Source organism: Streptococcus fryi (genome assembly GCF_053206505.1).
Genome location: NZ_JBRUGW010000004.1, coordinates 23,498 through 36,807, shown reverse-complemented (window position 1 = coordinate 36,807; position 13,310 = coordinate 23,498). Strand labels below are relative to the sequence as shown.

Annotated in this window: 13 protein-coding genes, 2 pseudogenes and 1 other annotated feature; of the genes and pseudogenes, 14 read left to right on the top strand and 1 reads right to left on the bottom strand. The window is 39.2% G+C overall.

Going from position 1 to position 13,310, the window contains the following annotated elements; genetic code table 11:
- Positions 1 to 68: 68 nt before the first annotated feature.
- From hemW to rpmA, 10 genes are all read left to right on the top strand, one after another.
- Positions 69 to 1,205, top strand: a complete 1,137-nt coding sequence (gene hemW / locus ACVRZH_RS02205; protein ID WP_447453691.1) for a radical SAM family heme chaperone HemW — start codon at positions 69 to 71, stop codon at positions 1,203 to 1,205.
- A gap of 3 nt (positions 1,206 to 1,208) precedes the next feature.
- Positions 1,209 to 1,937: an acyl-ACP thioesterase domain-containing protein gene (locus tag ACVRZH_RS02200; protein ID WP_447453690.1), complete on the top strand. Its 729-nt coding sequence runs from the start codon at positions 1,209 to 1,211 to the stop codon at positions 1,935 to 1,937.
- Between the two features lie 21 nt (positions 1,938 to 1,958).
- Positions 1,959 to 2,729, top strand: a complete 771-nt coding sequence (locus ACVRZH_RS02195) for a TIGR01457 family HAD-type hydrolase (RefSeq protein ID WP_447453689.1) — start codon at positions 1,959 to 1,961, stop codon at positions 2,727 to 2,729.
- Positions 2,719 to 3,366 carry a TIGR01906 family membrane protein gene (locus ACVRZH_RS02190; protein WP_447453688.1) on the top strand — a complete coding sequence of 216 codons (648 nt, stop codon included), beginning with the start codon at positions 2,719 to 2,721 and terminating at the stop codon, positions 3,364 to 3,366. Before ACVRZH_RS02195 ends, ACVRZH_RS02190 begins: the two co-directional genes overlap by 11 nt.
- A gap of 104 nt (positions 3,367 to 3,470) precedes the next feature.
- Positions 3,471 to 4,619, top strand: a complete 1,149-nt coding sequence (locus ACVRZH_RS02185) for a cysteine desulfurase family protein (RefSeq protein ID WP_447453687.1) — start codon at positions 3,471 to 3,473, stop codon at positions 4,617 to 4,619.
- A 12-nt stretch (positions 4,620 to 4,631) separates the two neighbouring features.
- On the top strand, positions 4,632 to 5,849 hold the full coding sequence (gene thiI / locus ACVRZH_RS02180; RefSeq protein WP_447453686.1) for a tRNA uracil 4-sulfurtransferase ThiI: 1,218 nt from the start codon (positions 4,632 to 4,634) through the stop codon (positions 5,847 to 5,849).
- 263 nt (positions 5,850 to 6,112) lie between these two features.
- On the top strand, positions 6,113 to 7,240 hold the full coding sequence (locus ACVRZH_RS02175; protein ID WP_447453722.1) for a CapA family protein: 1,128 nt from the start codon (positions 6,113 to 6,115) through the stop codon (positions 7,238 to 7,240).
- On the top strand, positions 7,237 to 7,788 hold the full coding sequence (locus ACVRZH_RS02170; RefSeq protein ID WP_447453685.1) for a GNAT family N-acetyltransferase: 552 nt from the start codon (positions 7,237 to 7,239) through the stop codon (positions 7,786 to 7,788). Before ACVRZH_RS02175 ends, ACVRZH_RS02170 begins: the two co-directional genes overlap by 4 nt.
- 71 nt (positions 7,789 to 7,859) lie before the next feature.
- Positions 7,860 to 7,931: a sequence feature (ribosomal protein L21 leader region), on the top strand.
- A gap of 32 nt (positions 7,932 to 7,963) precedes the next feature.
- Complete coding sequence (gene rplU, locus ACVRZH_RS02165; RefSeq protein WP_447453684.1) at positions 7,964 to 8,278, top strand: 50S ribosomal protein L21; 315 nt, start codon at positions 7,964 to 7,966, stop codon at positions 8,276 to 8,278.
- A 45-nt stretch (positions 8,279 to 8,323) separates the two neighbouring features.
- The gene (rpmA, locus tag ACVRZH_RS02160) at positions 8,324 to 8,617 is read left to right on the top strand and encodes a 50S ribosomal protein L27 (RefSeq protein WP_447453683.1); all 294 of its coding nucleotides are present in this window, start codon (positions 8,324 to 8,326) and stop codon (positions 8,615 to 8,617) included.
- An 84-nt stretch (positions 8,618 to 8,701) separates the two neighbouring features.
- On the opposite strand, the pseudogene ACVRZH_RS02155 reads toward rpmA, so the two are convergent.
- A pseudogene (locus tag ACVRZH_RS02155) lies at positions 8,702 to 9,115 on the bottom strand (tyrosine-type recombinase/integrase); the annotation flags it as partial.
- Positions 9,116 to 9,201: 86 nt separating this feature from the next.
- Between ACVRZH_RS02155 and ACVRZH_RS02150 the strand changes: the two are divergent.
- The 4 genes and pseudogenes from ACVRZH_RS02150 to ACVRZH_RS02135 all read left to right on the top strand — a co-directional run bounded on the left by ACVRZH_RS02150 (position 9,202) and on the right by ACVRZH_RS02135 (position 13,142).
- On the top strand, positions 9,202 to 10,125 hold the full coding sequence (locus ACVRZH_RS02150) for a LysR family transcriptional regulator (protein WP_447453682.1): 924 nt from the start codon (positions 9,202 to 9,204) through the stop codon (positions 10,123 to 10,125).
- The gene (gene lspA, locus ACVRZH_RS02145; protein WP_447453681.1) at positions 10,122 to 10,571 is read left to right on the top strand and encodes a signal peptidase II; all 450 of its coding nucleotides are present in this window, start codon (positions 10,122 to 10,124) and stop codon (positions 10,569 to 10,571) included. Before ACVRZH_RS02150 ends, lspA begins: the two co-directional genes overlap by 4 nt.
- Position 10,572: 1 nt before the next feature.
- The gene (locus ACVRZH_RS02140) at positions 10,573 to 11,469 is read left to right on the top strand and encodes an RluA family pseudouridine synthase (RefSeq protein ID WP_447453680.1); all 897 of its coding nucleotides are present in this window, start codon (positions 10,573 to 10,575) and stop codon (positions 11,467 to 11,469) included.
- A gap of 242 nt (positions 11,470 to 11,711) precedes the next feature.
- Positions 11,712 to 13,142, top strand: a pseudogene (locus tag ACVRZH_RS02135) (cryptochrome/photolyase family protein).
- The last annotated feature ends 168 nt before the right edge of the window (positions 13,143 to 13,310 follow it).

Sequence of the window (13,310 nt, the reverse complement as noted above, 5' to 3'; positions counted from 1 at the left end):
TTTAGACTTGGGCGATGACTTAATAGGTTCTAGGTGCTATTTCACCGATAAAATGTTATACTAAACTTATGTTAAAGAAACCAACATCGGCATATGTGCATATTCCGTTTTGCACCCAGATATGCTATTACTGTGATTTTTCTAAGGTTTTTATCAAAAACCAACCTGTTGATGATTATTTGAGTGCCTTGATTACGGAGGTTGAGAGAGCAGGTCATCCTCAGCTTAAGACGCTCTATATTGGTGGAGGAACACCGACAGCGATTACAGCAGAGCAATTGGATTATCTCTTAACCAATCTGCAAAAACGTTTGGATTTGAGTCAGATTGAGGAATTTACGATAGAGGCGAATCCAGGTGACCTTAGCCCCGATAAGATTGAAGTCTTAACCAAGTCAGCTGTCAATCGTGTGTCACTTGGGGTACAAACGTTTAATAATAAACATCTTAAGCGTATTGGTCGGAGTCATAATGAAGAGCAAATCTACTCAACTATTGCTCATCTGAAAGAGGCTGGTTTTCAAAATATTTCGATTGACCTGATTTATGCTCTACCAGGTCAAACCATGCCAGATGTTGAAGAAAATGTTGCTAAGGCTTTAGCTCTCGATATTCCTCACCTTAGTCTTTACAGCTTGATTTTAGAACACCATACTGTCTTTATGAATAAGATGCGTCGAGGAAAACTGAATTTACCAACTGAAGACTTGGAAGCTGAAATGTTTGATTACATTATTGCAGAGCTAAGCAAGAACGGCTTTGAGCATTATGAGATTTCTAATTTTAGTAAGCCAGGCTTTGAAAGCCGTCATAATTTGATGTACTGGAGCAATGATGAGTATTATGGTTTTGGTGCGGGAGCGTCAGGCTATGTCAATGGTATACGCCATCGCAATCATGGGCCGATTCGTCATTATTTGCGTTCAGTCGAAGAGGGCAATACACATGTACATGAAGAGGTCTTGAGTGAGCAAGAAAAAATGGAAGAAGAAGTCTTTTTAGGGCTTCGTAAGAAGTCAGGGATTTCGATTGCACGCTTCAATGATAAATTTGACAATCGTTTTGACAGTCTTTATGGACAGGTTACGCAAGAACTGATTGAAGAAGGTCTGCTACAACTTGATGGACAGCAGTTGCGTATGACGAAAAAAGGCTTATTCTTAGGTGATAGTGTAGCGGAGAGATTTATTCTTGACGGGGATTAGGAGATGACGAGGACTTACCAAGAGCAGATAGAACTATCTTTTTATGATGTTGACCTCAATCAGAATGGCCGTTTACCTAATCTCATTGCTGTTGCGATGTTAGTGGCGGAGAACCACCTCAAGCAGTTACAATTATCAGAGGAGTGGTTGTTTGAGACTTATCAGTTCGTTTGGGTGGTGACAGGTCATCATATTGAGATCCATCGCTTGCCTGTCTATCGTGAACAAGTTTCTATCAAAACAGAAGTTATAGCTTACAACCGTTATTTTTGTTTAAGAGGATTTACATTTTATAGTGAAACAGGTGAGGTTTTGCTAGAGGTAGAAACGAGCTTTGTCTTAATCAATCCTGTTAGTCGTCAATTAGTGGGCATGCCCAAAGAGTTATTACAGGGTTTTCAAGAGATTTCGGAGAAGAAATCTCCTCGTTTACCTAGATTAAAAGCATTAGAGTTTGGTGATGAGCAGATTTGCCCGATTCGCTATTTTGATGTGGATAGTAATGGGCATGTCAATAATAGTCGCTATCTTGAATGGGTCTATGAGAGTTTGCCATTGGTGTTTGTGAGTCAACATGTTCCTAAAACACTGGTGATCACCTACACTAAAGAAATCGCACCGACTCAGACTGTCATAGTACGGACTAATATAGAGGGATTGACGACTCGTCATGCTTTTTTGACTGACAGTCAATCTTGTGTTCAAGTTCATATAGAGTGGGTTAAATATTGAAAAATGAAGAAAGGTACTAATATGTATAAAGGTTATTTGATTGATTTAGATGGAACGATTTACAAAGGAAAGGACCGTATCCCAGCTGGCGAGGCTTTTGTCCATCAGTTACAAGAAAAAGGTATTCCACATTTGTTTGTGACTAATAATACGACACGAACACCTCAAGCTGTTCAGGCAATGTTATCTAGTCAATTTAATATTGATACGCCACTTGAAACCATTTATACAGCCAGTTTGGCGACTGTTGATTACATGAATGATTTGGGCAAAGAAAAGACGGTTTATTTGATTGGGGAAACAGGTATCAAAACAGCTTTGCTAGATGCTGGTTATCGCATGGACGATGAGCATCCAGCATATGTTGTTGTTGGGTTGGATACTGATTTGACTTATGAGAAATTGACGAAAGCAACCTTAGCTATTCAAAAAGGAGCTGTCTTTATTGGTACAAACCCAGATTTGAACATCCCAACTGAACGTGGTTTGTTACCTGGCGCAGGTGCTATAATTGACTTACTTGAAAAAGCAACTCGTGTCACACCAACTATTATTGGTAAACCAGAAGCGATCATTATGGATAAGGCTTTGGAGCGTTTGGGTGTGTCGCGTGAGGAGACGATTGTGGTTGGAGATAACTACCTTACAGATATCATGTCAGGTATTCAAAACGGGATGTCAACTTTATTGGTGACGACAGGATTTACCAAGCCTGAAGAAATAGCGACGTTGCCAATTGCACCAACGCATGTGGTATCAAGTTTGTCGGAGTGGTCATTTGATGAAGCATAGATGGCGGGTAGGGATAACTCTTTTGTGGCTATTAGCCTTGTCGATTTTAGCAACCATTTATCTAGCTTGGCTACTTTATCCCTTTGCTATTGATCATTTTGACCTTGATCGATGGAGCGGCCTGTCTAAATCGGTTATCAGTGCTAATTTTAATCATTTGATGATCTATCTCGTGTCTCCTTTTCATACCCAACTCGCCATGCCTGATTTTCCCTCATCAGCATCAGGCTTGAAACATTTTGCAGATGTTAAGGTTCTTTTTCAGTTGACACAAACGCTTGTTTTGTTGCTAACTGTGCCAAGTTATTTATTTTTGAAAACAGCTTATCAACAACAGCTTTTGTGGAAGACTCAAAGGGTTTGGTTTGGAGCACTCATTAGTCCACTTGTCATCGCTTTATTTGGTGTTTTGATTGGGTTTGAACGTTTCTTTGTCCTCTTTCATACTGTTTTGTTTCCAGGAGACTCTAGTTGGTTGTTTCATCCAGACCGTGATCCTATCATTTTGGTCTTGCCAGCACCGTTTTTCTTAGCGTGTTTTGTCCTCTTTTTTATCCTTTACGAAGGTCTTTTGATCATCTTGTGGTTCCTATCTAAAAAACAATGGCGACAATTTCGGGCAAAGATGTGGGGATGATTTTGTTGGCAAACCTGAGTTGTTTTATGATATAATAAATCAGCACAAAAGCCCGACTGGGCTTTTAACTGTTTTTAGAGATTAAGATTGAGAAAGGTAATTTTGTGATTTATTTTGACCATTCCGCAACGACCCAACCCTATCCAGAGGTCTTGCAAACTTATCAAGAAGTAGCGACTAAAATTTTTGGTAATCCATCGAGCTTACATCGTCTAGGAAGTCAGGCTAATCGGATATTAGAGGCGTCACGCCGTCAAATTGCAGAGTTAATTGGTAAATCAGCTGATGAGATATTATTTACATCTGGTGGTACGGAAAGTGATAACTGGGCGATTAAGGGTGTTGCTTTAGAAAAGCGTCCTTATGGCAATCACTTGATTGTGTCTGATATTGAACATCCAGCCATTAAAGAATCAGCAAAGTGGTTGAGAGAGCAAGGATTTGACGTTGATTTTGCTCCTGTTACTAAGGAAGGCTTTGTTGATTTGGAAAAATTTGAGAGCTTACTACGCCCAGAGACGATTTTAGTATCTGTCATGGCTGTCAATAATGAAATTGGTTCTGTGCAACCGATTAGAGCTATTGCAGACATGTTAGCAGACAAACCAACCATTACTTTCCATGTCGATGCTGTTCAAGCTATTGGTCATGTACCGACAGAAACTTATCTCCCTGAGCGCGTGGATATGGCATCATTTTCTGGGCATAAGTTTCATTCAGTAAGAGGTATTGGTTTCCTTTATAAAAAAGCTGGAAAGGCGATTATGCCTTATCTGACTGGTGGCGGTCAGGAGTCAGACTTACGTTCAACGACAGAAAATGTGCCAGCTATTGCGGCAACAGCCAAGGCCTTGCGTATGGTCATGGAAAAGTGCACCTCTGAACAAGACCACTTGAGAAAGCTTCGTCAAGCCTTAGCAGACGGTCTATTGACTTATCCAGATGTGACCATTTTCTCTGGTTTTGGTGAGGACTTTGCCCCACATGTTTTAACCTTTGGTATCAAAGGCATTCGTGGTGAAGTCTTGGTTCATGCTCTGGAAGAACACGATATTTTCATTTCCACAACAAGCGCTTGTTCGTCGAGAGCAGGTAAACCAGCAGGAACCTTGATTGCTATGGGGGTTCCCGTAAAAAACGCCCAAACAGCTGTTCGTATCAGTCTTGGAGATGGTAATGATATGAGTCAAGTCGAGCAATTTTTAAGTATTTTTAATCAGATTTATCAACAAACAGCTAAAGTGAGAGGTTAAGAAAGGGATATCATGCAATATTCAGAAATCATGGTTCACTATGGTGAACTGTCAACTAAAGGAAAGAATCGTCGTTTGTTTATCACAAGTCTTCGACGTAATATGCAAGATGTTTTGTCCGATTTTGAGATGGTCAAGGTTACAGCAGATAGAGATAGGGCGCATGTGTATCTTAATGGCGCAGATTATAAGCCTGTTGCCGAAGCCCTTCAAAAAGTATTTGGGATTCAGGCTTTCTCTCCTGTTTATAAGGTCACCAAGGATGTAGAACAACTGAAAACTGCTGTTCGTGAGATTATGACAGAATTGTACCAAGAAGGGATGACGTTTAAGATTTCAAGTCGCCGTAGTGATCATACCTTTGAATTGGACAGTCGTGATTTAAACGTTGTTTTAGGAGATGCTGTATTTGATGTATTACCACAGATTAAAGCACAGATGAAACAACCAGATGTTAATTTACAGGTAGAAATTCGTGATGAGGCAGCCTATATTTCACACGAAAAAATCAAGGGTGCTGGTGGTCTGCCAGTAGGAACTTCTGGTAAGGGAATGTTGATGTTATCAGGAGGGATTGATTCTCCTGTTGCAGGTTATTTAGCCCTTAAACGAGGTGTTAAGATAGAGGCTGTTCACTTTGCAAGTCCTCCTTATACCAGTCCTGGTGCTCTTTTAAAAGCACAGGATTTGGCTCGAAAATTGACTAAGTTTGGTGGAAATATTCAATTTATTGAAGTGCCATTCACAGAAATTCAAGAAGAAATCAAGTCAAGAGCACCAGAGTCTTACATGATGACACTGACAAGACGTTTCATGATGCGTATCACAGACGCTATTCGCGAACAACGTAAAGGACTTGTTATAATTAACGGTGAAAGTTTAGGACAGGTTGCCAGTCAGACCTTAGAAAGCATGCAGGCGATTAATGCTGTGACCAACACACCAGTCATTAGACCAGTTGTAACGATGGACAAACTTGAAATTATTGATATCGCACAAGAGATTGATACCTTCAACTTATCTATCCAACCTTTCGAGGATTGTTGTACCATTTTTGCACCTGATAAGCCAAAAACCAATCCGAAATTAAAAAATGTTGAACAGTATGAACGACGTCTTGATATTGATGGTTTGGTAGCACGTGCTGTTGCAGGTATTAAGGTGACAGAATTATCACCAGCGGACAGTCAAAAGGACATGGTCGATGATTTGATTGCTGATTTGTTATAGTTAATAGAGTTTTTGAAGGAGGCTGAGTAACTAACTTAGTTCTTCTTTTTAGTTGCTCTAGTAAGATTACTCATTCATTTTGCGATCAGTTTTGGCAAAATAAGCAGTTAAGCCAGTCGGAAAATGATAATAAAAAGTGATGAAAAGATACTAGTAGAGTCAATTTAATGCTATAATGAGAGTAAGATGATTTGAAAGGTCAGGTGCTCTATATGTCTAAGTATAAGTTAGCTGTGTATATCTCAACCTCACTCATTGCAATCATGTTTCTTATTGCAATTGTTATGGATTTGACGGGTTATTCTGCTGTAAAAAAACCAGATAAAAAGTCTAATCAGGTACGAACAGCGAGAGTGGTTGCTAATGGTGATATTCTATATCATGATATCCTCTATACTAGCGCGAAGAAAGCAGATGGAACTTATGATTTTGCTCCATACTTTAAATATGTCAAAGAATACATCTCTGCTGCTGATTTAGCTATTGGTGATTATGAAGGGACAGTTAGTGACCAGTTCCCATTAGCAGGGTACCCACTGTTCAACGCTCCTGTTGAAACCATCCAGATGATGAAAGAGACAGGTTATGATGTTGCGGATTTGGCTCATAATCATATCCTAGATTCTCATTTGTCAGGTGCTTTAAATACTAAAAAGTTATTTAATGATTTAGGAATGGATACAGTTGGTATTTACACCAAAAATCGTCAAAAAGAGGGTATTTTGGTAAAAGAGGTTAATGGTATAAAAATAGCTATCTTAGCCTATGCTTATGGCTACAATGGTATGGAAAGTCTATTAACAAAAGAAGAATACCAAAATCATCTGGCTGATTTAGATCCTAAGCAAATTAAAAAGGACATCAAAGAGGCTGAACAATTAGCAGATGTGACAATTGTTATGCCCCAGATGGGTGTAGAGTATGCTTTAGAGCCGACACAAGAACAGATTGACCTTTATCACAAGATGATTGATTGGGGAGCAGATGTTATTTTTGGAGGACATCCTCATGTTATTGAGCCATCAGAAGTTGTTACGAAAGACGGTGAACGCAAGTTTATCATCTATTCAATGGGGAACTTTATTTCTAATCAAAGTCTTGAGACTTTGGGGAATGTATGGACAGAGCGTGGATTGTTGATGGATGTTACTTTTGAGAAAAAAGGTCAGAAAACCAAAATAAAAGCAGTCAAGGCTCATCCTACTATGGTCTGGTCTTGGCCTAAGGACACCTATGCACCTGAAGGTTATCAACATAAAGATTATAGGGTAATGTTATTGGAAGATTTTATTAAGGGTGGTAAATACCGAGATGAACTGCCAGATAGCATGAAAGAGCGCGTTGATACAGCTTATAAAGATATTAAAGAGTTGGTGAATTTACAGTGGTGAATCAGATAACAACATTACAAAGTGTATCAGTTTCTGTATTCTCGTCCCATTTTTGGCTAGTCAAAGATCTCTATGAACGTTCATTTCCTAAAGAGGAGCGTATTCCCTTAGCTTTATTTTGGTTAGGCATTTTGAGAAAAAAAGCAAAATGTATGGCTTACTATAGGTCTAATCATTTTGTAGGATTTTCATATACCTTATCGTCAGATGAATTGTCTTATCTTTTTTTCCTAGCTGTAGAGAAAGAGTCTCAGGGACAAGGGATCGGTACTCAAATTCTGAAAACCCTAACTAGTAAGGCTCAACATAAGCCTTTAGTCGTAACAATAGAAAAAGTTGATTATAGTAGCTCTAATATCGAACAGCGTTTGAAGCGGTTGGCATTCTATGAAGCCAATGGCTTCATCATGACGCCTACTTACTATCATGAGGGAACAGAAACATATCAAGTATTGTCAACTCATCCGGGGTTTGACCCTCAAGCATTGTTGAAACTGATTAAGACAGTTCTGTTTTCCTGTGTGGCGGTCTCAGTAAAGCAAAAATAATGAAAAAATAGGGTCGTATGACTTGCTAGCCTAGAAGTCTTATGATAAAATAGGACTGTTGACTAGATGCACATCCTGTGCAACCGCACGACAATCGTTTTAAGTAGTTTATCTCACGATCTTAGGCGAGTCTTCACAGAGGGAAACCTCAAACAAAAATTTCTAGGAGGTGCACATGAGCACATACGCAATCATCAAAACTGGTGGTAAACAAGTTAAAGTTGAAGTTGATCAAGTAATCTATGTTGAAAAGCTTGACGTTGAAGCAGGAGCAGAAGTAACTTTTGATCAAGTTGTTCTTGTCGGTGGAGAAAAAACTGTTGTTGGTACACCACTTGTAGCTGGTGCAACTGTTGTTGGTACTGTTGAAAAACAAGGTAAACAAAAGAAGGTTGTAACATTTAAGTACAAACCTAAAAAAGGTAGCCACCGTAAACAAGGTCACCGTCAACCTTACACTAAAGTTGTTATTAAAGCTATTAACGCTTAATTGTCATCTTTAGGATAACAACAATCATAAGAGAGGATATATACTATGCTAATTAAGAATCTTGAAAACTTGCAACTTTTCGCCCACAAAAAAGGTGGAGGTTCAACATCAAACGGACGTGATTCACAAGCAAAACGTCTTGGTGCTAAAGCTGCTGATGGACAAACTGTAACAGGTGGTTCAATCCTTTACCGTCAACGCGGAACTCATATTCATCCAGGTCTTAACGTAGGACGTGGTGGTGATGATACACTTTTCGCAAAAATCGAAGGTGTTGTTCGTTTCGAACGTAAAGGACGCGATAAAAAACAAGTATCTGTTTACCCAATCGCAAAATAAGTCTGAAAATGGCTTAACAATAGGCTTTCCGAGATTTCGGAAGGCCTGTTTTTTTGTTTTGGTACCCATTTTGGTACCCATATTCTAAAAACCAATGTAGGAAGCGAACTTGTCGGCAACTTCATTCTTTGCTTTTTGAGTGACATGTGCATAGATGTCCATAGTTGTCTGAATGTTTTCGTGAACTAACCGCTCTTGGTCTTCCTTGGTAGTAGCTCCAGCTTAAAAGAGTATCGAACGGTGAGTGTGCCTGAATCCGTGGAGTGTCATTCGTTTGAAGTCTGGTAGTTTCCTCCAGAAACGATTCAACAGATTGTTCACATGGACTATACTTTTTGGACAGCCATCTTCATTTTTGAATAAGAGCTCCTTTGTCCTGAACGTGTACCATTCTTTAAGAATTTCGATTGTTTTAGGGTCTAGAGAGATTGTCCTAGCACTTTTTTTGGTTTTTGGAGTTTGGAATATAGTCTTGTGGATTTTGCCCTTAGTGAGCTTTGAGTTGACTAGCTTTTCGGTATTTGTAACTCATTTTCGCTCTGATTTTTGGTATAATAGACATAACAGTGTTAGAAAGGCTTTCTATGAATATTCAACAATTACGTTATGTCGTTGCTATTGCTCATAGTGGCACATTTCGAGAAGCGGCTAATCAGCTTTATGTGAGCCAGCCAAGCCTATCTGTATCGGTCAAAGATTTAGAGGAAGAATTGGGATTCAAGATTTTTCGACGAACGACAGCAGGTGTCCAGTTAACCAGACGTGGTCAGATTTTTTTAGAAAAAGCACAACATTTACTTGACCAATTTGATCATTTTGAACAGCAATACTTGTCGACAGAAGATAGCGTTAAGGAATTTTCGATTGCTAGTCAGCATTATGATTTTTTGCCTCCTTTAATGGCGGAATTTTCAAAACGCTATCCAGAATATAAGAGTCTACGAATTTTTGAGAGTACAACGGTTCAAATCTTGGATGATGTGATTGACGGGCATAGTGATTTAGGAATTATCTATATGAATGATCAAAACAGAGAAGGCATTATCAAAAAGATGGATAAGCAAGGTTTAGAATTTATGACCTTGATTGCTTTTCAGACCCATATCTATCTCCGTAAAAATCATCCCTTGGCTAGTAAGCCTTACTTGTGTTTAGATGATTTGAAAGGACTGCCGACTGCTCGCTTTACTCAAGAAAAGGATGAATATCTTTATTATTCTGAAAATTTAGTGGCTTCTGGTGAACCATCAATGACTTATCATGTGACAGATAGAGCGACTTTAAATGGGATTTTAGAACGTACAGATGCTTATGCAACGGGTTCTGGCTTTTTAGATCAGAATAGTGTTAATGGTATTACAGTGATTCCTTTAAAAGATGCAACGGACAATCAGATGGTCTATGTCAAACGTAGAGATGTTAAGTTATCGACTTGTGGTCAGCGTTTTGTAGAGGTCATGAGAGCTTATTTTGATACTTATAAACCAGAAGTTAGGATAGAAGAATGAAGGAAAAATATTATTTTGCAGTAGTAGGGACCCTATTGATTATTTTGGATCAGTGGAGCAAATTTTGGACGGTAAAACACATCGAGTTAGGTGAGGTTATTCCTTTTTGCCCGCCTATTTTCAGCTTAACCTATCTGCGTAATTATGGTGCAGCTTTTTCGATATTGCAGCATCAACAATGGTTATTTACCATTATTACGGTTGCAGTTCTCGGTTATGCTGCTTATTATTTGATAAAACAAAAGAGTTTTAATGGCCTCTTATTTACGGGCTTGACCTTGATTATGGCAGGTGGGATTGGAAATTTTATCGATCGTCTAAGGTTGGGCTATGTCGTAGATATGGTGCATTTGGATTTTATGTCATTTGCTATTTTTAATGTGGCAGATGCTTATTTAACAGTTGGGGTTGCTATCTTAATGTTAGCCCTATGGAGAGAAGGATAAAATGGAATTAACGATAAGGTGTTCGGGTACTCGATTGGATAAGGCGCTTGCTGATTTGACTGAACTGTCGAGAAGTCAAGCTAACGAGGAAATCAAAAAAGGGACTGTTTTGGTGAATGGTAAGCCAGCCAAAGCTAAGTATGCCGTCAAAGCAGGTGATGTTATCACTTATGAGGTGCCAGAAGAGATTGTATTAGATTATATTGCTGAGGACATTCCTTTAGATATTGTTTACGAAGATAGTGATGTCGCAGTGATTAACAAACCACAAGGGATGGTGGTTCACCCATCGGCAGGTCATGCTTCAGGAACCTTGGTCAATGCTGTGATGTATCATATGAGTGATTTATCGAGCATCAATGGTGTCGTGAGGCCAGGTATCGTGCATCGGATTGACAAAGATACATCAGGCCTTTTAATGATAGCCAAAAATGATGAGGCTCATCAAGCTTTGGCTCAGGAACTTAAAGACAAAAAATCCCTTAGACAGTATATTGCTATTGTCCACGGCAATTTACCTAATGACCGAGGTGTTATTGAAGCACCAATTGGTCGTTCAGAAAAAGACCGTAAAAAACAAGCCGTTACAGCTAAGGGGAAACCAGCTTTAACTCGTTTTCAGGTTCTTGAACGCTTTGGTGATTTCACCTTGGTAGAATTGACTTTGGAAACAGGTCGTACGCATCAAATTAGGGTTCATATGGCTTATATTGGTCATCCGCTTGCAGGAGATCCAGCCTATGGTCCTCGTAAAACATTGGCAGGACAGGGGCAGTTTCTACATGCCAAAACGCTTGGGTTTACCCATCCAAGAACAGGTGAGACCTTGCAGTTTTCAGTAGAAGCACCAGAGATTTTCCAAAAGACTCTTGACCAATTACGTCAGCGTCATCTCTGATAGTGGTGTCTAATTGAAAAAATGCCCTAAACTGACTCAAAAGTCTTGCTTTAGCCAGTGATTGTGGTATAATAATGGCGTGGAACTATTCGAAACAACACAGCAAGTTAAAATAAGGCTAGTCCGTCATCATGTTAGAATCCCGATTCGGGATTTTTTTGTTACCGTCATTTAGTTAACTCGTGTTTAGGGGAGCTGTTTTATGGTCAAATGGGATTAGCATTAGGATGTAAGGAGGGCAAATGGTTTCTGTAGTCTGGTTTCGGCGTGATTTGAGGATTGATGATCACAAAGCTTTGGCCAAGGCAATTGCCAGTCAAGATGTGCTACTTTGCGTCTTTCACTTTAATCCCCAGCAACTTAGTAGCAAGCCTTCCAAAAATCAGCAAGCTTTTGTTACTAGCGTTTTTCATTTGCAAGCTTTGCTCAAGGAAGAAGGGATTGACTTATATTTCATGTACGGCGATTTGCTCTCCTCTTTTGAAGCCTTGAAAGTCAAGTTACCTAGTTGGGAAGCTGTTTATTTTAATTATGATGAGTCTGGTTTTGGGCGTTTACGTGACCAAGAAGCCGCTCGTTTTTTTAGGGACAATGGAATTACCATTCATGCTTATCAAGATCATTATTTGCATGGGAGTCAAGAGATTCGTAATCAATTGGGTCAGCCTTATAAGGTTTTTACTCCCTATTATAAGCGATGGATAGAACTAGCCAAAGAAACACCTATATCTATTAATATGAGCCAAGGGCGTTGGTACCAATTACCACAAGAGACGTCTGATTTAGAACAAGTAGCAACCTTACAATATCAAAGAGATAATGCTCTGGAATTAACACACGCTCAAGCTAAAAATAGTTTGGCTGATTTTGTGGACAATGGCTTGGCAGAATATCATGAGAAACGTGATTTGCCAGCTATCAAGGGAACAAGTCGCCTATCACCTTATCTTAGGTGTGGCTTAATTGGTATCAGAACAGTGTTTGACGCAGTTGTCAGGGCACCGGCAAGTCAAGGAAAAGCAACCTTTATCAAGGAATTGGCTTAGCGAGACTTTTACAATATGATTTATGTGGCCTATCCCACACAGAAGACACAGGCGATTAATCTGTCTTTCAATCATGTCTTATGGGACAATAATCCGATATGGTTTGAGCAGTGGCAAAAAGGTGAAACTGGTTATCCTTTGATTGATGCTGCGATGATACAGTTACGACAAACAGGCTGGATGCATAACCGTTTACGGATGATTGTGGCATCATTTTTGACCAAGGATTTGCTGATTGATTGGCGTTGGGGAGAGGCTTATTTTCAAGAGATGTTAATAGATTATGATGCAGCTAGTAATATCGGAGGTTGGCAATGGGCTGCTTCAACAGGTACAGATGCAGTTCCTTATTTCAGGATTTTTAATCCTGTGACGCAGAGCAAGCGCTTTGATCCTGAAGGTCAGTTTATCAAAACTTACTTACCGCAGTTAGCCAAGATTCCTACAAAATATATTCATGAACCTTGGAAAATGCCAAGAGACTTGCAAGTCTCACTGAAAATCTCGCTAGGTAAAGATTACCCCTTACCGATAGTGGATCATGCAGAACGACGCGATCTGGCTTTAGCAAGATATGAAGCTTCCAAAGAAGTATGGCAAGAATCTGTTTTGAACAAATCATCATAAAAATATAGGTATTTTTATCAAAAGGTAAAACCAAAGTAATAACAAGCTGGCTTTATGCTTATTACTTATGTCTATTAAAAAGATGGGGTACCTAGAGCAGTTTAACAGATAATTAAGTCAGATGTCATATCGGACTTGATTAGCAAATGATGAGAATTTTTATGAAAA

Bases quoted from the DNA above. Each gene is read 5' to 3' on its own strand.
- ACVRZH_RS02175 (WP_447453722.1), top strand. From the start codon at position 6,113: ATGTTTCTTATTGCAATTGTTATGGATTTGACGGGTTATTCTGCTGTA.
- ACVRZH_RS02150 (WP_447453682.1), top strand. From the start codon at position 9,202: ATGAATATTCAACAATTACGTTATGTCGTTGCTATTGCTCATAGTGGC.
- ACVRZH_RS02200 (WP_447453690.1), top strand. From the start codon at position 1,209: ATGACGAGGACTTACCAAGAGCAGATAGAACTATCTTTTTATGATGTT.
- rplU (WP_447453684.1), top strand. From the start codon at position 7,964: ATGAGCACATACGCAATCATCAAAACTGGTGGTAAACAAGTTAAAGTT.
- ACVRZH_RS02140 (WP_447453680.1), top strand. From the start codon at position 10,573: ATGGAATTAACGATAAGGTGTTCGGGTACTCGATTGGATAAGGCGCTT.
- ACVRZH_RS02190 (WP_447453688.1), top strand. From the start codon at position 2,719: ATGAAGCATAGATGGCGGGTAGGGATAACTCTTTTGTGGCTATTAGCC.
- hemW (WP_447453691.1), top strand. From the start codon at position 69: ATGTTAAAGAAACCAACATCGGCATATGTGCATATTCCGTTTTGCACC.
- thiI (WP_447453686.1), top strand. From the start codon at position 4,632: ATGCAATATTCAGAAATCATGGTTCACTATGGTGAACTGTCAACTAAA.
- ACVRZH_RS02195 (WP_447453689.1), top strand. From the start codon at position 1,959: ATGTATAAAGGTTATTTGATTGATTTAGATGGAACGATTTACAAAGGA.
- lspA (WP_447453681.1), top strand. From the start codon at position 10,122: ATGAAGGAAAAATATTATTTTGCAGTAGTAGGGACCCTATTGATTATT.
- rpmA (WP_447453683.1), top strand. From the start codon at position 8,324: ATGCTAATTAAGAATCTTGAAAACTTGCAACTTTTCGCCCACAAAAAA.